This is a genomic window from Candidatus Pseudothioglobus sp. uisw_070, assembly GCF_059512545.2.
On the sequence record NZ_CM183456.2, the window covers coordinates 1,358,559 to 1,377,958 of the forward strand.

The 19,400-nt window shown below is 36.8% G+C and carries 20 protein-coding genes; 14 read left to right on the top strand and 6 right to left on the bottom strand.

The window, feature by feature from the left end:
- Positions 1–43 precede the first annotated feature (43 nt).
- The 11 genes from AC5YGD_RS06835 to AC5YGD_RS06885 all read left to right on the top strand — a co-directional run bounded on the left by AC5YGD_RS06835 (position 44) and on the right by AC5YGD_RS06885 (position 11,750).
- Positions 44–1,135 (top strand): polyamine ABC transporter substrate-binding protein, encoded by a 1,092-nt coding sequence (locus tag AC5YGD_RS06835; RefSeq protein ID WP_271541051.1) that lies wholly within the window; start codon positions 44–46, stop codon positions 1,133–1,135.
- A gap of 64 nt (positions 1,136–1,199) precedes the next feature.
- On the top strand, positions 1,200–2,330 hold the full coding sequence (locus tag AC5YGD_RS06840; RefSeq protein WP_496141223.1) for a polyamine ABC transporter ATP-binding protein: 1,131 nt from the start codon (positions 1,200–1,202) through the stop codon (positions 2,328–2,330).
- Between the two features lie 15 nt (positions 2,331–2,345).
- Positions 2,346–3,251, top strand: coding sequence for an ABC transporter permease subunit (locus AC5YGD_RS06845; protein ID WP_416694683.1), 906 nt, complete (start codon positions 2,346–2,348; stop codon positions 3,249–3,251).
- Positions 3,248–4,051 (top strand): ABC transporter permease subunit, encoded by an 804-nt coding sequence (locus AC5YGD_RS06850; protein ID WP_496141224.1) that lies wholly within the window; start codon positions 3,248–3,250, stop codon positions 4,049–4,051. The genes AC5YGD_RS06845 and AC5YGD_RS06850 overlap by 4 nt, the downstream gene beginning before the upstream one ends.
- A gap of 70 nt (positions 4,052–4,121) precedes the next feature.
- Positions 4,122–5,576, top strand: a complete 1,455-nt coding sequence (locus AC5YGD_RS06855; RefSeq protein ID WP_496141225.1) for a succinate-semialdehyde dehydrogenase — start codon at positions 4,122–4,124, stop codon at positions 5,574–5,576.
- 124 nt (positions 5,577–5,700) lie between these two features.
- Complete coding sequence (locus AC5YGD_RS06860; protein ID WP_496141226.1) at positions 5,701–6,978, top strand: homoserine dehydrogenase; 1,278 nt, start codon at positions 5,701–5,703, stop codon at positions 6,976–6,978.
- 16 nt (positions 6,979–6,994) lie between these two features.
- Positions 6,995–8,062 (top strand): threonine synthase, encoded by a 1,068-nt coding sequence (gene thrC, locus AC5YGD_RS06865; RefSeq protein WP_496141227.1) that lies wholly within the window; start codon positions 6,995–6,997, stop codon positions 8,060–8,062.
- A gap of 39 nt (positions 8,063–8,101) precedes the next feature.
- Positions 8,102–9,001: a cysteine synthase CysM gene (cysM, locus tag AC5YGD_RS06870; protein WP_496141228.1), complete on the top strand. Its 900-nt coding sequence runs from the start codon at positions 8,102–8,104 to the stop codon at positions 8,999–9,001.
- Positions 9,002–9,109: 108 nt separating this feature from the next.
- Positions 9,110–9,967: a transporter substrate-binding domain-containing protein gene (locus AC5YGD_RS06875; protein ID WP_496141229.1), complete on the top strand. Its 858-nt coding sequence runs from the start codon at positions 9,110–9,112 to the stop codon at positions 9,965–9,967.
- A gap of 47 nt (positions 9,968–10,014) precedes the next feature.
- Positions 10,015–10,992: an ABC transporter permease subunit gene (locus AC5YGD_RS06880; RefSeq protein WP_496141230.1), complete on the top strand. Its 978-nt coding sequence runs from the start codon at positions 10,015–10,017 to the stop codon at positions 10,990–10,992.
- A 2-nt stretch (positions 10,993–10,994) separates the two neighbouring features.
- Positions 10,995–11,750 (top strand): amino acid ABC transporter ATP-binding protein, encoded by a 756-nt coding sequence (locus AC5YGD_RS06885; protein WP_271541071.1) that lies wholly within the window; start codon positions 10,995–10,997, stop codon positions 11,748–11,750.
- Positions 11,751–11,754: 4 nt separating this feature from the next.
- Here AC5YGD_RS06885 and ltaE read toward each other — a convergent pair whose 3' ends face one another.
- The 3 genes from ltaE to hemJ are packed head-to-tail and all read right to left on the bottom strand — an operon-like array spanning position 11,755 to position 13,959.
- Complete coding sequence (ltaE, locus tag AC5YGD_RS06890; protein ID WP_496141231.1) at positions 11,755–12,816, bottom strand: low-specificity L-threonine aldolase; 1,062 nt, start codon at positions 12,814–12,816, stop codon at positions 11,755–11,757.
- A gap of 13 nt (positions 12,817–12,829) precedes the next feature.
- A complete protein-coding gene (locus tag AC5YGD_RS06895; protein WP_496141232.1) occupies positions 12,830–13,486 on the bottom strand; it encodes a hypothetical protein in 657 nt (218 codons plus the stop codon).
- Between the two features lie 47 nt (positions 13,487–13,533).
- Entirely contained in the window at positions 13,534–13,959 is a 426-nt protein-coding gene (hemJ, locus tag AC5YGD_RS06900; protein ID WP_416651297.1) for a protoporphyrinogen oxidase HemJ, read from the bottom strand.
- A 150-nt stretch (positions 13,960–14,109) separates the two neighbouring features.
- On the opposite strand from hemJ, the gene ftsY reads away from it, so the two are divergent.
- A complete protein-coding gene (gene ftsY, locus AC5YGD_RS06905; protein ID WP_496141233.1) occupies positions 14,110–15,063 on the top strand; it encodes a signal recognition particle-docking protein FtsY in 954 nt (317 codons plus the stop codon).
- Positions 15,064–15,072: 9 nt separating this feature from the next.
- Here the strand turns inward: ftsY and AC5YGD_RS06910 are convergent, their stop codons facing one another.
- Positions 15,073–15,363 carry a 4a-hydroxytetrahydrobiopterin dehydratase gene (locus tag AC5YGD_RS06910; protein ID WP_416686418.1) on the bottom strand — a complete coding sequence of 97 codons (291 nt, stop codon included), beginning with the start codon at positions 15,361–15,363 and terminating at the stop codon, positions 15,073–15,075.
- Between the two features lies 1 nt (position 15,364).
- Complete coding sequence (hemC, locus tag AC5YGD_RS06915; protein ID WP_496142367.1) at positions 15,365–16,282, bottom strand: hydroxymethylbilane synthase; 918 nt, start codon at positions 16,280–16,282, stop codon at positions 15,365–15,367.
- Between the two features lie 215 nt (positions 16,283–16,497).
- On the opposite strand from hemC, the gene argH reads away from it, so the two are divergent.
- Both argH and fmt read left to right on the top strand, forming a co-directional pair.
- Positions 16,498–17,883 carry an argininosuccinate lyase gene (gene argH, locus AC5YGD_RS06920; protein ID WP_496141234.1) on the top strand — a complete coding sequence of 462 codons (1,386 nt, stop codon included), beginning with the start codon at positions 16,498–16,500 and terminating at the stop codon, positions 17,881–17,883.
- A complete protein-coding gene (gene fmt, locus AC5YGD_RS06925; RefSeq protein WP_496141235.1) occupies positions 17,883–18,812 on the top strand; it encodes a methionyl-tRNA formyltransferase in 930 nt (309 codons plus the stop codon). The genes argH and fmt overlap by 1 nt, the downstream gene beginning before the upstream one ends.
- 10 nt (positions 18,813–18,822) lie before the next feature.
- On the opposite strand, the gene AC5YGD_RS06930 is transcribed toward fmt, so the two are convergent.
- Complete coding sequence (locus AC5YGD_RS06930; RefSeq protein WP_496141236.1) at positions 18,823–19,272, bottom strand: TrmH family RNA methyltransferase; 450 nt, start codon at positions 19,270–19,272, stop codon at positions 18,823–18,825.
- Positions 19,273–19,400: the final 128 nt, after the last annotated feature.

Below are 19,400 nucleotides of genomic sequence, written 5' to 3' on the forward strand. Positions count from 1 at the left end.
AATATAATCCAGTTAATAAAAATAAAATAAAAGGAGAGTAATAATGAAAAATAAATTAAATAATCTACTTATTGCTGGAGCGTTAACATTTACCGCTCAAGCTGTAATTGCAGAAGAAGTAGTTAATGTTCTAAACTGGTCTGATTATATTGATGAGCAGGTTAATACAGACTTTACAGCTGCAACAGGTATTAAGGTTGTTTATGATGTGTTCGATTCTAATGAAGTCCTCGAAGCAAAGCTTCTTGCAGGAAGCTCTGGATATGACGTTGTCGTTCCTTCTAGTAGTTTCTTAGCGCGTCAAATTGAAGCGGGTGTCTTCCAAAAATTGGATAAATCAAAATTATCAAATATTGGAAACATGTGGAGCGATATTGAAGAGCAGGTAGCACAATTTGGCCCACTGAATGACTACTCTGTTAACTACATGTGGGGAACAACAGGTATTGGCTACAACGATGGTTTAATTAGCGAAAGGATGGAGAATGCTCCTACAACCTCTCTTGCTATGGTCTTTGATCCAGATGTCGTTTCAAAATTCGCTGATTGTGGCGTTCATCTTCTAAATGCGCCAACTGAAATAATTCCTGCAGCACTTGCTTATCTTGGTGAAGATCCAAGAAGTACTGATTCGGATGTTATAGCTAAAGCAGAAGCTGTCTTGACCAAGGTTCGTCCGTACATTCAAAAATTTCACTCTTCTCAGTACATTGATGCTCTTGCAAATGGAGATATATGTCTAGTTGTTGGCTGGTCAGGTGATATATTTATGGCTCAATATGCAGCCTGGGATGCGGAGAATGGCGTAGAAATCGTTTATTCGATTCCTGATGAAGGCGCTCTAATGTGGTTTGATCAATTGGCAATTCCAGATGACGCTCCTAATGCTGATAATGCGCATAAGTATATTAACTGGATAATGGATCCTGAGCAAATTGCAACAGCAACAAACTATGTTTGGTATGCGAATGGTAATCTAGCCTCTCAACCGCTCCTAGAGGAAGACCTTCTAAATGATCCAGCGGTTTATCCAACACCTGAGGTTATGGAAGGTTTATACATTAGCCCAACATACGATTCTAAATCTCAAAGAGTAGTAACACGTACCTGGACTAAAGTCACAACAGGTCAGTAACTTTAAACTACTATTGCCTTCATGATGCTATGCATCATGAAGGGTTTTTAATTAGCATAATTCTATGTCCGAAAATATTAAATTCAGCCCTTGGCTCGATTCAAGTCAGAAGCCGTATATCCAAATTCAAAATGTCACTAAGCGGTTTGGCGAATTTACAGCAATCGATAATTTAACTCTAGATATCTACAAAAATGAATTTTTCTCCTTACTGGGCCCTTCTGGTTGCGGAAAAACAACGCTTCTTCGAATGCTTGCAGGCTTTGAAAAAATAACTGATGGCAAGATTCTTTTGGATGGAGAAGATATATCTGAAATACCTCCTCACCTAAGACCAATTAACATGATGTTCCAGTCCTATGCGCTTTTTCCTCATATGACTGTTGAAAAAAATATTGCCTTTGGATTAAAGCAAGACAATCTTCCTGCTAACGAAATTAATCAAAGAGTAGAAGAAATGCTCGAGCTTGTTGAGCTTACTGACTTTGCTAATCGCAAACCAAATCAGCTCTCTGGAGGTCAAAGTCAAAGGGTTGCTCTTGCAAGAAGCTTAGCCAAGCGTCCAAAATTATTACTCCTTGATGAGCCTTTAGGGGCACTCGATAAAAGATTGAGAGAACAAACTCAGTTTGAACTAATGGATATTCAGGAAAAACTAGAGGTCACTTTTGTTATTGTTACCCACGACCAGGAAGAGGCAATGACTGTTTCAAGTAGGATCGGCGTTATGGATTCTGGAAATTTAGTTCAAGTTGCAACACCTACAGAAATCTATGAGGCACCAATCAACAAGGATGTTGCTGACTTTATAGGTGACGTTAATATATTAAAAGGAATCTATAAAGGACAAAATGAAGTTGGCACTCAGTTGTTTTCTGAAGACTCAAATTCAATTGTGTTTGCAACACAAGAAGTTGGCGCCTCAGTTGAAGATGAAATGTGGTTTGCAATCAGACCAGAAAAACTTGAAATATCTAAAGTTGCGCCATCTCATGATCACAATATATTAAAAGGAACGATTGAAGATATTGCCTATGGAGGAAGCTTTTCCACTTACCATGTCAAACTAGATAATGGAAGAATCTTAAAAGCAATACGTGCAAATCGTGAAAGAACTAAAGAGCACCATTTAACATGGGATGATGAAGTTTACCTTCAATGGGCTCCACACTCTGCTGTGGTTCTTCTTTCTTAGCTTCCTGTGAAGCTTATGCAAACAAATCCAAACTTTTTTAAAAGTATCTTTAATGGAAGAAATGCCGTAATTGCAATTCCATATATTTGGCTGCTTTTGCTTTTTTTACTACCTTTTATCTATGTTTTAAAAATAAGTTTTGCAGAAACAATTTATGCAAGGCCGCCATACTCCTCCCTTCTAATTTGGGGAGATTCATGGCTACCTTCAATTAAAGCAAGTTTTGATAACTATTTATTTCTTTTTAGTGACTCTTTGTATATTAAAGCCTATCTTTCAAGCTTAAAAATTGCTTTTATCTCAACAATACTAACTCTAATAATAGGCTACTCAATCGCTTATAGCGTCGCAAGAGCTCCGACTCGATGGAGGGGAATATTGCTAATGCTTGTTATTCTTCCTTTTTGGACTTCTTTCTTAATAAGAGTTTATGCGTGGATTGGAATTCTAAAGACGGAGGGCTTACTAAACTTAGCTTTAATGTCCATTGGAATTATTGAAAAGCCACTCATGATAATGAATACTGATCTTGCAGTCTATATTGGCATTGTTTACTCTTATCTGCCTTTTATGATTCTCCCTTTGTATGCAAATCTTGAAAAAATGGATATGAGTTTATTAGAAGCTGCAGCAGATCTTGGCTGCAGACCCTTTAAAACCTTCTGGACAGTAACTGTTCCACTTTCTCTATCTGGAATTATCGCTGGCTGCTTCTTGGTTTTTATACCAGTTATGGGTGAGTTTGTAATCCCAGATTTACTTGGTGGCTCTGAAACGCTAATGATTGGAAAGGTTCTTTGGACAGAGTTTTTCTATAACCGAGACTGGCCAGTGGCCTCAGCAGTCGCAATCCTTCTACTTGCAATTCTCGTTGTCCCAATAATGCTTTACCAAAGGTCACAAGAGAAGGCAATCTCATGAAAAAGTTTGGTAGCTTCAATATTTTCTCACTGATTGTTGGATTTTCATTTTTATATATACCAATAATATTATTAATTTTATTTAGCTTTAATGAATCAAGGTTAGTTACAGTTTGGGGTGGTTTCTCAACTAAATGGTATGGTGAGCTATTGCAAAACCAGGGCATAAAAGATGCTGCTTGGGTAACAATAAAGGTTGCCTTTGTTTCTTCAACTATTGCAACAATTTTAGGAACTATTGCTGGCCTGGTAATGACGCGTTTTGGTAATTTCAAAGGTAGAACTCTTTTTTCAGGGATGATCTATGCGCCAATGGTTATGCCAGAAGTGATCATTGGACTATCAACTTTACTTATGTTTGTAGCGCTTGCAATTGATCGCGGTATTTTTACTGTGACTCTGGCTCATATAACATTTTCAATGTGCTATGTTGCAGTTGTTGTGCAGTCAAGAATGTCGAGCTATGACGACAGCCTTACAGAAGCAGCGCTTGACTTAGGGTGCACCCCATTTAAAACGTTTACCCTAATAACACTTCCAATAATTCTCCCAGCAGTTATCTCTGGCTGGCTTTTATCTTTCACTCTATCACTTGATGATCTAGTAATTGCGAGCTTTACCTCTGGTCCAGGCTCTACAACTCTTCCAATGAAAATATATTCGATGGTAAGGCTAGGAGTCACTCCTGAAATAAATGCAGTTTCAACAATCTTAGTAGGAGTTGTCACTCTAGGCGTCATAACCGCCTCATTAATTGGAAGAAGACAGAAACAACAAATTTTAAAAACGCAACATACTTGAAGGACATTTCAGCTCAATAGAGCATTATAATTAGCACTTTTAAATTTCAATACAGCTACAAGGATAAATTATGCTTAAAAATACTAACCTTTTAAAAGCTCATGGGTACATCAATGGACAGTGGGTTGGTGATGATGCTCAATCGCGTTTTGATGTGACTAATGCTTATACAAATGAAGTAATTAGTACTTTGCCTGACATGGGTAAAAAAGAAACCGATGAGGCCATCGATGCAGCAAATGCCGCGTGGCCAGATTGGCGCAGCCGAACTGCTAAAGAAAGAGCAATTATCTTAAAAAAATGGTTTGATTTAATTATGTCTAATCAAGAGGATTTAGCCATATTAATGACAGCAGAACAAGGAAAGCCATTAGCAGAAGCTAGAGGTGAGGTTGGTTATGGCGCATCCTTCATAGAATGGTTTGCAGAAGAAGGAAAAAGGACCTATGGTGACATAATTCCAACGCCCGCAAATGACAGAAGGATACTTGTAATTAAACAGCCAATCGGCGTAGTAGCTTCAATCACGCCTTGGAATTTCCCAATCGCAATGATTACAAGAAAATGTGCTCCTGCTATTGCTGCAGGCTGTCCAGTTGTTATTAAGCCCGCTGCAGAAACTCCATTGTCAGCGCTAGCAATTGCAGAACTTGCTGAGCAAGCTGGAATACCCAAAGGAATAATAAATGTAGTTGTAGGAACTAATTCTAGTGAAATTGGCAAGGCGTTAACAGATAATCCAGTTGTCCGCAAACTCTCTTTTACTGGCTCAACTGCTGTTGGAAAACTTTTAACTCGGAATTGTGCCGATACAATGAAAAAAGTATCTATGGAGCTTGGAGGCAATGCTCCCTTTATAGTCTTTGATGATGCTGATATAGATTCTGCAGTTTCAGGCGCACTAATATCAAAATTTAGAAATACTGGACAAACCTGCGTTTGTACTAATCGCTTTTTGGTTCAAGAGGGAATTTATGACGAGTTTGTAACTAGACTTGCTGAAGCGGTTAAAACCCTAAACGTTGGAAATGGAATGGATGAAGGAGTTAATCAAGGTCCATTAATAAGCCTTAAAGCACTTGATAAGGTTAAAGACCACTTGTCAGATGCTGTTGATCGAGGCGCTGTAATTGTTGCAGGTGGAAAACCTCATCAAAATGGCGGCACTATGTTTGAGCCAACTGTAATAAGTAATGTAGATAGCTCTATGAAAATGGCTTCAGAAGAAACTTTTGGGCCACTTGCACCGGTATTCAAATTTTCAACTGAGAAAGAAGCGATAGATATGGCTAATGATACAGAATTTGGACTAGCCTCTTATTTTTATACAAATGATATTAATAGAATATGGCGCGTATCTGAAGCCTTAGAATACGGAATGGTTGGTGTTAATGAAGGTGTCATTTCTAATGAAGTGGCTCCATTTGGCGGAATCAAAGAGTCAGGATTAGGCAGAGAAGGCTCGCACTATGGAATAGATGACTTTCTCGAACTAAAGTACATTTGTATGGGCGGGCTAAAGTAATATTTTTTTTAAACCTATAACTTTAATCTAGCTCAATAATTCTACTAACATTTTTAAACATGATTTCCAGTGCGCCTTTTCACTGGTTGGTATAATGGCGCATTTGAATTTATAAAATACAATAATGAAAGTTGGAATTCTTGGTCTTGGTACAGTTGGTGGTGGTGTTGTAAATGTATTGCAAAAAAATAGCGAATCTATTGAAAGGCGCACTGGCGTTAAAATAGAAGTTGTTTTAGCAGGCGTTAGAGATGTCAAACAAAAACGTATCTGCGATACCTCAAATATAAAGTTAACTATAGATCCTTTTGAGGTTGTCAATCACCCTGATGTTGATGTAGTTCTTGAGCTAATTGGTGGAATTGGACTTACAAAAGAGCTAGTTGAAACAGCCATAAACAATGGAAAACATGTCATTACTGCCAATAAGGCGTTGATTGCGAATCATGGTAATGAATTAATTAAATTAGCCAATAAAAAACAAGTACGGCTTTTATTTGAAGCCTCAGTCGCTGGAGGTATTCCAATTATAAAATCTCTTGAACAGGGCCTGAGTGCAAATAATATTGAATCGCTTGCTGGAATCATTAACGGGACGGGTAACTTTATTCTTACTGATATGAAGGAAAAGGGAAGGGATTTTGACGACGTTCTTAAAGAGGCACAAGCATTAGGTTACGCAGAAGAAGACCCAACTTTTGATGTTGAGGGTATTGATGCTGCTCATAAGTTATCTATTCTAGCTGCAATTGCATTTGGTACTGAACTACAATTTGATAAAGTTTCTACCAAAGGTATCAGTGATATAACGACTGAAGATATCATTCATGCTTCAGAGCTTGGTTATACAATTAAACATCTTGGAATAGCAAAAAGAGCTGGTGAGGGAATCGAACTTCGAGTGCACCCTACTCTAGTTCCAAATAAACAATTAATTGCACAAGTCGATGGCGTGATGAATGCAGTTATGGTTAAAAGTGATGCTTTAGGAACTAGCTTATATTATGGTGCTGGAGCTGGTGATGAGGCTACCGCTTCTGCAGTTATTGCTGATCTAAATGACATCATTAACAACCAAACAAGTAATCATATCTTAGGCTGGAAATCACAACAAAAACTCCCTGTAATTAAAAGTGATGATATTCAAAGTGAATTCTTTTTAAGGTTATTAGTGAGTGATATTAAAGGAGTTCTTGCTAAAGTTACAGGGATATTTAATGACCATAATGTTAGTATAGATGCGCTAATTCAAAAGCAAGCCGATGAAAACAATAACGCTCATATTGCAATAACAACTGATAAAGTTAGCACTAAAACAATCATGAGTATCAAAAAATCGATTGAAGCAAGCGCCTTTAACCAAGCTGAAGTTCAAATTATACATATTGAATTATTAGACTAAACTAATTGAGAGAACTATGAGATATACAGGATTAATTGACAAATATAGAGACACTCTGCCTGTCAGCGACAACACTCGCATCATAAGTCTTGGTGAAGGTAATACACCATTAATTAGACTTGAAAATATCCCATGTGAAATGGGAACGCAAGTTGAACTATATATAAAGTATGAAGGATTAAATCCTACAGGATCATTTAAAGATCGCGGAATGACTATGGCAGTTACAAAGGCTGTGGAAAGTGGCTCAAAAGCAATTATTTGTGCGTCAACTGGAAACACTTCAGCTGCAGCTGCTGCCTATGCTGCAAGAGCAGGAATTAAAGCATTTGTTCTCATTCCAGAAGGAAAAATTGCACTAGGTAAATTAGCGCAAGCAATGATACATGGCTCTACTATTATTCAAATTAAGGGTAACTTTGATGACGGCATGCAGCTCGTTAAAGATGTTGCTGAATTTGCACCCGTTTCAATAGTCAACTCAATCAACCCTTTTAGGCTTCAAGGTCAAAAAACTGCAGCATTTGAAATTATTGAAGAGCTCGGTCATGCTCCAGATTACCACTGCCTTCCTGTTGGTAATGCAGGAAATATTACTGCACACTGGATGGGCTATACAGAATATCATGAGAAAGGAAAGTCAGACTCAACACCTACCATGCTTGGTTATCAAGCTGAAGGAGCTGCTCCATTTATTCAAGGGTCGAGAGTTCATAACCCAGAAACTATTGCTACTGCAATAAGAATTGGAAACCCTCAAAGTTGGGATCAAGCTTTAAAACTTAGTAAAGAATCGAGCGGATGGTTTGATGCATTTTCAGATGAAGAAATTTTAGCGACACAAAAGATGCTTACTGAAAAGGAAGGGATCTTTTGTGAGCCAGCCTCTGCAATATCAGTTGCAGGAGCCTTAAGAGATATAAAGTCAGGAAAAATACCTGATGGCTCGAGCGTTGTATGTACGCTTACAGGTCATGGCCTTAAAGATCCCGATACAGCAATTGCTCAATGCGATACTAGTGCAATGATCAACGTTAATCCAGCACTTGAGGAAGTAAAAAAAGCCATCTTAAACAATATGTAGTTCTAAAGGCTTTAAATTTGTGATAATAACTATCAAATTATGAGCAATAATAACTATAAAACAATTGATCAATGCATAGGAAAGACTCCTTTAGTAAGGCTACAAAGATTAAATCCAAATCCTAATAATATAATTCTTGGTAAACTTGAAGGCAATAATCCAGCTGGGTCTGTTAAAGATCGCGCCGCCCTTAATATGATTACTGAGGCAGAGAATAGGGGTGAGATTCATCCTGGAGATACTCTTATTGAAGCAACTAGTGGAAACACAGGCATTGCCCTAGCTATGGTTGCAGCTATTAAGGGCTATAAGATGATTCTAATTATGCAAGAAAATCTATCGCAAGAGAGAAGAGATGCGATGACTGCATATGGCGCAGAATTGATTTTAGTGACCAAAGAGCTTGGCATGGAAGGAGCGCGTGACCTTGCAAATCAAATGTGCTCAGAAAATAAAGGCCTTCAGCTTAACCAATTTTCTAATCAAGATAATCCAAGCGCTCACTATGCCTCAACTGCCAGAGAGATTTGGAATGATACAAATGGAGAAATTACACATTTCGTAAGCTCCATGGGAACTACTGGCACTATTATGGGCGTTTCAAGGTATCTCAAAGAAAAAAATCCAGCAATACAAATTGTAGGGATTCAACCTGATGATGACTCACACATTCCAGGAATTAGGAGATGGCCTAAAGAGTATCTCCCTACTATTTTTGACTCAACCAGGGTGGATAAAATTATGGATATCTCGCAATCAAGTGCAGAGCAAGCAACAAGAGATCTTGCAACTCGTGAAGGCATCTTCTGTGGTGTGTCAGCTGGAGGCGCAGTAGCTTCAGCAATAGAGCTTTCTAAGCAGGTTAATAATGCCGTTATTGTTACAATTATTTGCGATCGTGGTGATCGCTATCTTTCTACAGGGGTCTTCAAAGCCTAAAAATCTAGATTTTTATATGTTTCTATCTGTTTTGAAGGCTAATTTTCTTTAAAAATATGTGTACAATTGTAAATTCGTAAATTCTTAAAATATAAATAGGAGAGACAAATGAGTATTAAGCTAGGCTTTACAAAGTCGTCGATTGCATTTGCAGTTGCGCTATTATCATTAAACATGACAGTTCAAGCAGGTGCAGTTTATGATTATATTAAAACAAACAATGAATTAATGATTGCAACTGATGCAAACTGGGCGCCATATTCATACATTAATGATGCCGGTGAAATGGAAGGTTTTGACGTTGATGTTGGTAGAGAAATTGCTAAGCGTATGGGCGTAGAAGCCCGCTTCATTACTCCTTCATGGGATATTATTACTTCAGGTAACTGGAATATGCGTTGGGACGTATCAGTTGGTTCTATGACGCCAACAGAAACTCGCTCTGAAGTGCTCAACTTCCCTGCAGTTTATTATTACACTCCAGCTGGTTTTGCTGTTCACACAGATTCCCCTATAACAACATTGGCAGGTTTAAATGGAAAAAATGTTTGTACTACAGCAGCCTCAACTTGGGAAATGTATCTTGAAGGAAGTTTAGATATGATTGATGCTCCAGCGTTTACATATAAAGTTACTCCAGGAACAATTACTTCACTTGCTGACGGTCACACATGTCTAGATGATACTCGTCTAGGTGCTGGTGTTCGTAATGACGGTATTATTGACTCTATCCCGATGATTCAAGGCGCTATAGAAGATGGATACCCAATTCGTTTCTTAGGTGATCCTGCTTTCTTCGAGCCTCTTTCAGTAGCAACTGACAAAGGTAATGATGATCCTGAGTTAGATGCAGAGATTGCTAGAATTATTGCTGATATGAAAAAAGACTACACATTGACGTCAATGTCAATGAAGTGGTTTAAAAATGCAGATGGTAGTTCAAATGACTACACTATTGCGTTTTAATTAGAGCATTTAGTTATATAAGTTTTAATTAGTTTTTAGAGAAAGGTATGTTCGTCGATACCGTTATTGAAGATAAATCGCTGCACAAACCAGCGTTTCTTTTAGGATTATCAATAGCGGTATTGGCGTTTTTCTTTGCCTTTAATTTTACCAACACCATATTTGGTGAATTCCTCAGTCCAGTTATTGGAAAACCGCAAGAAAGTGGTTTTTTTGGTCGACTGGTTGTCTCTTTTGTACTTTCAATAATATTTGTCCTAAATTTATTATTAATTAGCTTTGCTAGGTTGAAAATTCAAATATTCATTGTTTGGATTGAATTATTTTTTCTTTTTCTTGCTTTTGCCTACTCTTTTGATCTTGAGTTAGCGTATATATTTATCGGTGAACCAAGCAAAATTTGGCTTATGATTTCTAAGGGTCTATTTACTACGATTTATATTTCAGCAGTTTCAATTGCAATTGCTACTGCAATAGCAATCGTTGGAGCTATTGCTAAACTTTCAAATAATGGCTTTGCTTATGCGATAGCAAGTTTTTATACGTCTTTATTTAGAGGACTCCCCCTTCTTCTTCAAATTTATCTAATTTATATGGGCCTTCCTCAACTAGGATTCATGATTGATGCTATTCCTTCTGGTATTGCAGCTCTGTCACTTTGTTATGGTGCCTACATGACGGAGATTTTTCGTGCAGGTATTCAAAGCATACCAAAAGGGCAATGGGAAGCCTCAAGAGCATTAGGTTTTAAATTTGGACTGATACTTCGAAAAATTATATTACCCCAGTCAATACCAATTATAGTTCCCCCAACTGGCAACCAATTTATTGCGATGCTTAAGGACAGTTCTTTAGTTTCTGTTCTTGGGATTTGGGAGTTAATGTTCATGGCCAAAAAAATTGGCTCTAAAGATTTCAATAATTTGGAAATGCTACTTACAGCTGCAATGATTTATTGGGCCCTTACAATCATTCTTGAAATGATTCAAGCTCGCATTGAAAGAAAATACCAACAAAAGGCTTGATTGTGAATACTAAAGCTAAAAATGAAAACCCTGTTATATCACTGGATGGTGTCAGCAAATGGTATGGAGATTTTCAGGCGCTTAAGGATATAAATCTTGAAATAAATCTTAAAGAAAAAATTGTCATCTGTGGCCCATCTGGATCAGGAAAATCGACTCTAATTCGATGTCTCAATCGACTTGAGGCTCATCAAGAAGGTAAAATTCATGTCAGCGGAGTTGAGCTTCATGAAACCATGAAAGATGTTGATATTGTTCGACGAGACATTGGAATGGTATTCCAAAATTTTAATTTATTTCCACACTTAACAGTCCTTGAAAACTGCATGGCTGGGCCAAATTGGGTCAGAGGAATTGATAAAAAAGAAGCAGAAAAAAGAGCAGTGGCCATGCTTGAACAAGTCAAGATTCCAGAGCAGGCAGACAAATATCCAGATCAACTATCTGGTGGTCAGCAGCAGCGAGTTGCTATTGCTAGGAGCTTATGTATGGAGCCTAAAGTCATGTTATTTGATGAGCCAACTTCAGCGCTAGACCCCGAAATGGTTTCAGAAGTTTTGGATACCATGGTCGAGCTTGCAAATAGCGGCATGACAATGATTTGTGTTACTCATGAAATGGGCTTTGCCAGACAAGTTGCAGACAGAATAATATTTATGGCAGATGGTGAGATTGTGGAGCAAAATACTCCAGATGAATTCTTTAATAACCCAAAAAGTGATCGCACTAAAACTTTTTTAGACCAAATTCTTATCTAATAATTTAAATATTTTTAAAATAATCTTTAAAAGCATCAATAACCACCAAAATATCTTCTTTACTAATTCCTAAGTGGCATACTAACCTTCCTCGATCAAGATTAGAAATTATAATATTTCTATCAAAAAGGTGTTTTCCTAAGCTTTCTCTGTGCTGTTCTGGACAATCTACAAAAACCATATTTGTTTGATTTTCACCATAGTCTATAGTTAATTCTGATAATGATGACAAGCCACTAGCAAGATATTTTGCATTATCATGATCCTCTTGAAGCCTCTTTACATTATTCTTTAAAGCATACATTCCATAAGCAGCGATAACGCCAACTTGTCTCATGCCGCCACCAAGCATCTTTCGTAATCGTAAGGCTCTATTAATGGTAGCTTGATCACTTACTAAAAGAGACCCAATTGGAGCGCCTAAGCCTTTTGATAAGCATATTGATATACTATCAAAATTTTCAGTTAAAGCCTTCAGTGTTAGGCCTGAATGTATATGTGCATTAAATAAGCGAGCACCATCCAAATGTACTTTTAAACCTTTACTATGCGCCGCTTTTGCCAATGCATCAAGCTCCGGTTGAGGCTGAACTTTTCCAGAAAAAGTGTTCTCTAAACAAAGAAGTTTTGTTACAGCATAGTGAGGGTCGTTATCTTTAATTTGACTGAGCATATCACTTACTTTCATAGATCCAGATGCTGAAGTATCAATAGGACAAATCCCCACACCGCCTAAAACTGAAACTCCTCGAGCCTCATAAACATTAGTATGATAGTGTCTTCCAATCAAAACTTCATCACCTCTTTGACAATGGGCGAGCATAGCAGTTAAATTACTTTGAGTGCCACTAGGAAAAAATAAGCTTGCTTCTTTTCCTAAGAGATTCGCTGCAAATTCTTGTAGCTCGATTACTTCAATATCCTCTTCATAAACATCATCTCCAAGCTTTGTATTATCTATACTTGCAAGCATTTCATTGGATGGCAAAGTAACTGTATCACTTCGAAAATCTATTGGACTCTCTAACTTCTCTTGGTTACTAATATTTTTCTTATATTGGCTCATAACTAATTTACTCTTAAGGCTTGTATTCTGGATAGGCTAAAGTGGCTACAAGATGAGTTCTAGGCTCATCTCCACCATTAAGGGCGGTGTGGTAACCCCTCGTATCCGTAAAATATACGGAGCCATCAGCAGGAAGGTGGGTGCAGTGATGGTTAACTATAAATAAAGAACCTGGGTTTGTATAAATTGGAATATGTATCCTTGGCTCAGGATCTCTATGCCATGAATTGCAATTAAAGCTATCTTTCTCTAATATGCGAACCCTTCCAATAGGGTAACGAGCTGATAGTTCCTTGTGAATGGTTTCAAAATAAGTACCCTTAAACACTTCAACAAGCTCAGTAAATGAACCTTCATCAACTAACTCATCCTTGGCTATCTCTTCATAGCTATCATCTAAGCGAGTATAGTAGCGACCCACAAGATTATTATCAGACTCAACAGAGCTATTCTTTCTGTGAGTCATCGCAAGAGCATGAAACCCTGACGCAGCAGTTTTAAACTCTGACATAGCTTTAACTTCATCAAGCGCTTCGCGCATTTGATTAATATCAAACTTAAGATTTAATTTGATAATGTGCTCATTGCCTTTAAAAGAAGCAACTGATTCAATATCAACTTTTTTATTGATATATGAATTTAACTCTTTTGTGTCTTGCGAGATGCTCATCAGTTTATTTTTTTTGAAATAAAGATTTAAATTATATAACTAAATTTTTAAAAAGGCTTAACAACAACAAGAATAATAATGCCAACAAGAAGTAAAACTGGAAACTCATTAAACCATCGATAAAAAGTATGACTACGTGTATTTTTATCTTCAGCAAATACTCTCACCAAATAGCCACAATAAAAATGATACGCAATTAGAACTGCAACTAAAGCTAGTTTAAGCTGAAGCCAATATTGATCAGCATAGACTTCCCAAGCATAGCCATAAAGCATCCAGACACCCATAAGCGTTGTGATAATGAAGCTTGGCATCATAATGCCTCTATATAGTTTTCGCTCCATTACTTTGAAGCGCTCTATACTAATCTCATCAGTTGACATAGCATGGTAAACAAAAAGTCGCGGCAAATAAAACAGTGCTGCAAACCAAGTTATTACCGTCAAAATGTGAAAAGCCTTAATCCAAAGCATTTGAACTCCAAAATAGTTACATAATACCGTCAGAATACAATGAATTTATAGGATTAATTAAAGAAGTTATATGAAACACTATCTATTGATTAACAGTTATTATGTTGATTGACATAGTAAAATTTGCCTAGTCTTTATAATTGAACTTTAATGCTAAACTTTTTTAAAAAAAATCAAAGCCCTGAGTCTGAAGGTGAGACAAAAAAACCTTCACTAAAAGATCGGCTATTTAAATCCAAAACTAAGCTTGGAGATGGTCTTTCATCCCTTCTAATGGGTAAAAAGAAAATAGATGAAGCACTTCTTGAAGATTTAGAAATGCTTTTAATTGGAGCAGATATAGGTATTCAAACAACTGACAAGGTTATTGAATCTGTGAGAAAAAAAGCATCTAGAAAAGAACTTAAGGACAGTGATGGCCTTTATGAACTTATAAAAATTGAACTTGAATCATTCTTAATTAAAGAAAATTTACTACAAACAAATGTTGATAAAACTTTTGTTATTCTTGTTGTTGGTATCAATGGCGCTGGAAAAACTACCACGATTGGTAAACTTGCTAAGCTATTTCAAAGTGAGGGAAAATCTGTAATGCTTGCAGCTGGAGACACTTTTCGTGCTGCTGCTGTTGAGCAGCTTCAAGTTTGGGGAGAGAGGAATGATATTCCAGTCATCGCTCAAAAAACAGGGGCAGACGCAGCCTCGGTTGTATATGATGCTTACCAGTCAGCGATTGCTAAAAATATTGATATCTTAATTGCAGATACTGCAGGAAGACTTCATACACAAGATAATTTAATGCAAGAACTTGAAAAAATTAAGAGAGTACTTAAAAAACATAATGAAGATGCGCCACATGAAACTCTCTTAGTTATCGATGGTGGGTCAGGTCAAAATGCGATTCAACAAGCAAATGAATTTCATAAATCCATAAACCTATCAGGACTCGCTGTCACTAAACTTGATGGAACAGCTAAAGGTGGAGTTTTATTTGCAGTTTCAGACTCTCTTAAACTACCTATTCGTTTTATTGGGGTTGGGGAAGCAATCGATGATTTAAAACCTTTTAATGCAAAAGATTTTGTTGATGCTTTATTTGATTAGTTAACTTATTTATGATTTTATAGAGCTACTGATAGTGTCAATCTTCTTAGCAAGCTCAGTATCAAGCTTTGTTATTCCGCCCTCACTATGAGTAATCAAATTAATCTCAACTCTATTATAAACATTTGACCATTCTGGGTGATGATCCATAGCTTCTGAGGTAATTGCAACTTCCGTCATAAAACCAAAAGCTTGGATAAAGTTAGAAAACTTAAACGTCTTAGAAAGCTTTTCATTAACGATACTCCAGTCATTATGCTCTTCTAAATATACATTTAATTGTTTATTAGTTAAAATCAAATTAAACCTCGTTTAAGAGCTCTTTTGCTCCCATAGATAATAACTTATTAGCTACAAGCTCACCTAATACCTTTGGCTTTGATATATCGCCACTTTCTTCTACCCTCAAAATAACTCCAGAATCAACATTACCGACCATACCCTTAAGTCTCATCTCAGTGTTATTACTGGTTGCATAGCCACCAATTGCAACTGAACATCCACCCTCAAGAGTAGAATTCATTGCCCTTTCAGCACAAACCTCATTCATGGTTTTTTTATTTACAAGCGGCTCAATAAGTCTAATTATGTCCATATCACCTTTTCTAATCTCTATACCTAAAGCACCCTGACCAACTGCTGGTAAGGATTTTTCAGCGCTCAGATGCTGCTTAATTCTACCTTCAAAACCCAGCCTTATAAGGCCTGAGCATGCCAAAATAATAGCGTCATACTGACCTTCATCAAGCTTTCTTAATCGAGTATTAACATTTCCTCTTAAATCTAAAATGGTCAAATCAGGCCTTAATACTTTTAATTGAACTATACGCCTTAAACTACAAGAACCAACTCTAGCTCCATGTGGAAGTTCACTTATGCTATCAAAATCATTTGAAACAAATGCATCAAAAGGATTTTCTCGCTCCAAAATTGCTCCAACCTCGAATTCCTTTGGAAGCTCATAAGGAACATCTTTCATAGAATGAACAGCAATATCAGCCCTTCCTTCCAGAATACCTATTTCGAGCTCTTTAATGAATAGACTTTTGCCGCCAATCTTTGAAAGTGGTGAATTTAATATCTTATCGCCCTGAGTAGTCATTTTTACCAACTCAACCTCTATATTAGGATTAAAAAATTGCAGTCTTGACTTAACAAACTCTGCCTGCCAAAGGGCCAGAGGGCTTTTACGTGTTGCAATTTTAAGCACTGTGATAATGTCTCCAATTCAATTTACTACCAACAATATTTTATCGAGTGTTTATTAATAATGTTGGCTTTTGCCAATTATATTTATAATGATAAAAAATATATTTTTAGTAATCAATACTCACCTAAAAAAGGTTTTTATATTATTTTCAGTAACTTATCGCCTATATAGTGGAATAATGTGCAGTTATTGAAATTCGTATTAATGACAGAGTAAATTGAACTATGAAGTCTAAAAAAAATCATTTATGGGGTGGACGCTTTAATCAGCCAACAGATAAATTTGTCAAAATTTTTGGCGCATCTGTTACCTTTGATAAAGTTCTTGCACTCTATGACATTGAGGGTTCTATTGCTCATGCAACAATGCTCTATGAAGTTAATGTCCTTAGAAGCTCTGAGCTAAAACAAATTCTTGAAGGCCTTGATAAAGTCAAAGATGAAATAGTTAATGATCAATTTAGTTGGTCAGTTGAACTGGAAGATGTTCACATGAATATTGAATCAAGGTTAACTGAAATTTGTGGAGATTCAGGGAAAAAACTTCATACTGGTCGCTCTCGAAATGATCAAGTTGCGACTGACATTAGACTCTACCTTAGAGATCAAGTACGGCTAATTACAAAAGAGTTAGAAAGACTTTTAAATGCTCTTCTTGATCTAGCAGAGCAAGAAAAAGAAACGATTATGCCTGGGTTTACTCACCTTCAAGCTGCTCAGCCAATTAGCTTTGGCCATCATTTACTGGCCTATTTTGAGATGCTCAAGCGAGATCGTGAGCGCCTGCAAGAGAGCTTTAAAAGAATTAATACAATGCCATTAGGGAGCGCTGCTCTTGCGGGAACTAGTTATCCAATTAATCGCGAACGTACTGCTGAACTTTTAGGATTTGAGCGAATAAGCTTAAACTCGATTGATGCTGTCAGTGACCGTGATTTTGCGATTGAGTTTACTTCAAATGCGAGTCTAATTATGATGCATCTTTCAAGGTTTTCTGAAGAGCTAATTCTATGGTCAAGCGCACAATTTGAATTCATATCTCTTCCTGATAGCTTTTGCACTGGCTCATCCATTATGCCTCAAAAGAAAAATCCAGATGTTCCAGAATTAGTGCGAGGTAAGACTGGTCGAGTAACTGGTAATTTAATTTCCCTATTAACAATAATGAAAGGTCAGCCATTGGCATACAACAAGGATAACCAGGAAGATAAAGAGCCGCTATTTGATAGTGTTGAAACTATTTATTCTTGTCTTCGTGTTTTTGCTGATATGGTTCCAACGATCAAAACTAACAAAGAAAACATGTATCAATCTGCTCTTAAAGGTTATACAACTGCAACTGATTTAGCAGATTATCTTGTAAAGAAGGGTTTAGCTTTTAGAGATGCGCATGATATTGTTGGTAAGGCTGTCTTTTATGGAATCAAAGAAGGTAAAGACTTAAGTGAATTTTCAATTAATGAGCTCAAAAAATTTAACTCTTTAATTGAAGAAGATATTTTTGATGTAATCTCTCTAGAAGGCTCTATTAACTCTCGAAATCATCTAGGTGGAACCTCCCCAAATCAAATTTCAATTGCCATTAAAGCAGGGCGAAAATCCATTAAGTAATGCGCATAGTTTTTGCAGGAACCCCTAAATTTGCTGTCGAATCTCTAGCCATTCTTCATAAATCCGATCATGAGATAATTGGGGTATATTGCCAACCTGATAGGCCAAAAGGAAGAGGAAAGGTTTTAACAGCCTGCCCAGTTAAACTATACGCAGAAGAAAATAATTTGCGAGTTATTCAACCTGAAGATTTCAGTAGTAAGCAAAATCAAAAAATATTGACCTCACTAAACCCAGATATCATGGTGGTTGCAGCGTATGGCCAGATACTTCCAAGTAATGCACTTAAAACTCCAATGCATGGATGTCTTAACATTCATGCATCTCTGCTACCAAGATGGAGGGGAGCTGCCCCTATCGAAAGAGCGATCCTTTCAGGAGATAAAGAAACTGGAATTTCAATAATGCAAATGAATGAGGGGCTTGACACTGGAGATGTTTTACTTACACAAAAATATTTAATTGCCAGTAATGAGACCTCTCAATCACTCACAGAATCTTTATCAATCATGGGGGCTGAATTAATTTTTAATGCTTTAAATCGATTAAAGGAATTAAAGGCTACTCCTCAAAATAATAAAGACGCGATTTATGCAAAAAAGATTGTGAAAGGGGAAGCTCAAATAGACTGGCATCAAAGTGCGAAAAATATAAGCCTGATGATTAGAGCCTTTAATCCAAGACCTATAGCTCAAACTTACGCAAAAGCTAAACAATTCGAAAGCAAGGTTATTAGAATTATTGAGGCTGATGAAGTTCAACATGAATCTTCAAAAATCCCAGGAACAATCATTGAGCAAAGTAAAAATAATTGCTATATTGCGACTGGAAATGGCGTCTTAAGCCTCAAGAGAGTCCAGCTTGCTGGAAAAAATGAAGTTTCAATTAAAGACTTTAATAATGCTTACCAATTACTTGAGCTAAGCTAAAAATATATTCTTAGTTAGAAAATCCAACCTGTCTCCAAGCCTCATATGCTACGATTGAAACACAGTTTGAAAGATTTAGACTTCTCGAGCCTTTTTGCATAGGTAGGGTTATGCCATCATATTCATCCATTATCTCCTTTGGAAGACCCTTAGTTTCAGAGCCAAATAGAAATGAATCATCACTGTGGTATTTAACGTCAGCATAGCTTCTACTCACTTTTGTACTTACAAAATAGAGTTTAGCTGGGTTAGCTTTGTCTAAGTAGTCATCAAAATTTTCATATTCATAAACCTGAGCTAACTCTTTATAGTCAAGCCCAGCTCGTCTTAAGCGCTTATCATTAATCTCAAATCCATAAGGCTTTATAAGGTGAAGATTTGCACCCATATTTGCTGACAAACGTATTAGACTTCCTGTGTTACTGGGTATCTCGGGTTGGTATAAAACTAAATTTAACATACAGCTACTTTTCACAAATAACATTATCATCCCATAGAACATAAACCAATTACCAAAACTCGCTTATTGATATAATATTAAAAATGAAATATTACATAGAAATTAGAAGCTTTTTACAATCTCAAGCA

What these genes read in the sequence shown, in the direction of transcription:
- AC5YGD_RS06835 (WP_271541051.1), top strand. Translation starts at nt 44, where the DNA reads ATGAAAAATAAATTAAATAATCTACTTATTGCTGGAGCGTTAACATTT.
- AC5YGD_RS06840 (WP_496141223.1), top strand. Translation starts at nt 1,200, where the DNA reads ATGTCCGAAAATATTAAATTCAGCCCTTGGCTCGATTCAAGTCAGAAG.
- AC5YGD_RS06845 (WP_416694683.1), top strand. Translation starts at nt 2,346, where the DNA reads ATGCAAACAAATCCAAACTTTTTTAAAAGTATCTTTAATGGAAGAAAT.
- AC5YGD_RS06850 (WP_496141224.1), top strand. Translation starts at nt 3,248, where the DNA reads ATGAAAAAGTTTGGTAGCTTCAATATTTTCTCACTGATTGTTGGATTT.
- AC5YGD_RS06855 (WP_496141225.1), top strand. Translation starts at nt 4,122, where the DNA reads ATGCTTAAAAATACTAACCTTTTAAAAGCTCATGGGTACATCAATGGA.
- AC5YGD_RS06860 (WP_496141226.1), top strand. Translation starts at nt 5,701, where the DNA reads ATGAAAGTTGGAATTCTTGGTCTTGGTACAGTTGGTGGTGGTGTTGTA.
- thrC (WP_496141227.1), top strand. Translation starts at nt 6,995, where the DNA reads ATGAGATATACAGGATTAATTGACAAATATAGAGACACTCTGCCTGTC.
- cysM (WP_496141228.1), top strand. Translation starts at nt 8,102, where the DNA reads ATGAGCAATAATAACTATAAAACAATTGATCAATGCATAGGAAAGACT.
- AC5YGD_RS06875 (WP_496141229.1), top strand. Translation starts at nt 9,110, where the DNA reads ATGAGTATTAAGCTAGGCTTTACAAAGTCGTCGATTGCATTTGCAGTT.
- AC5YGD_RS06880 (WP_496141230.1), top strand. Translation starts at nt 10,015, where the DNA reads ATGTTCGTCGATACCGTTATTGAAGATAAATCGCTGCACAAACCAGCG.
- ltaE (WP_496141231.1), bottom strand. Translation starts at nt 12,816, where the DNA reads ATGAGCCAATATAAGAAAAATATTAGTAACCAAGAGAAGTTAGAGAGT.
- AC5YGD_RS06895 (WP_496141232.1), bottom strand. Translation starts at nt 13,486, where the DNA reads ATGAGCATCTCGCAAGACACAAAAGAGTTAAATTCATATATCAATAAA.
- hemJ (WP_416651297.1), bottom strand. Translation starts at nt 13,959, where the DNA reads ATGCTTTGGATTAAGGCTTTTCACATTTTGACGGTAATAACTTGGTTT.
- ftsY (WP_496141233.1), top strand. Translation starts at nt 14,110, where the DNA reads ATGCTAAACTTTTTTAAAAAAAATCAAAGCCCTGAGTCTGAAGGTGAG.
- argH (WP_496141234.1), top strand. Translation starts at nt 16,498, where the DNA reads ATGAAGTCTAAAAAAAATCATTTATGGGGTGGACGCTTTAATCAGCCA.
- fmt (WP_496141235.1), top strand. Translation starts at nt 17,883, where the DNA reads ATGCGCATAGTTTTTGCAGGAACCCCTAAATTTGCTGTCGAATCTCTA.
- AC5YGD_RS06930 (WP_496141236.1), bottom strand. Translation starts at nt 19,272, where the DNA reads ATGTTAAATTTAGTTTTATACCAACCCGAGATACCCAGTAACACAGGA.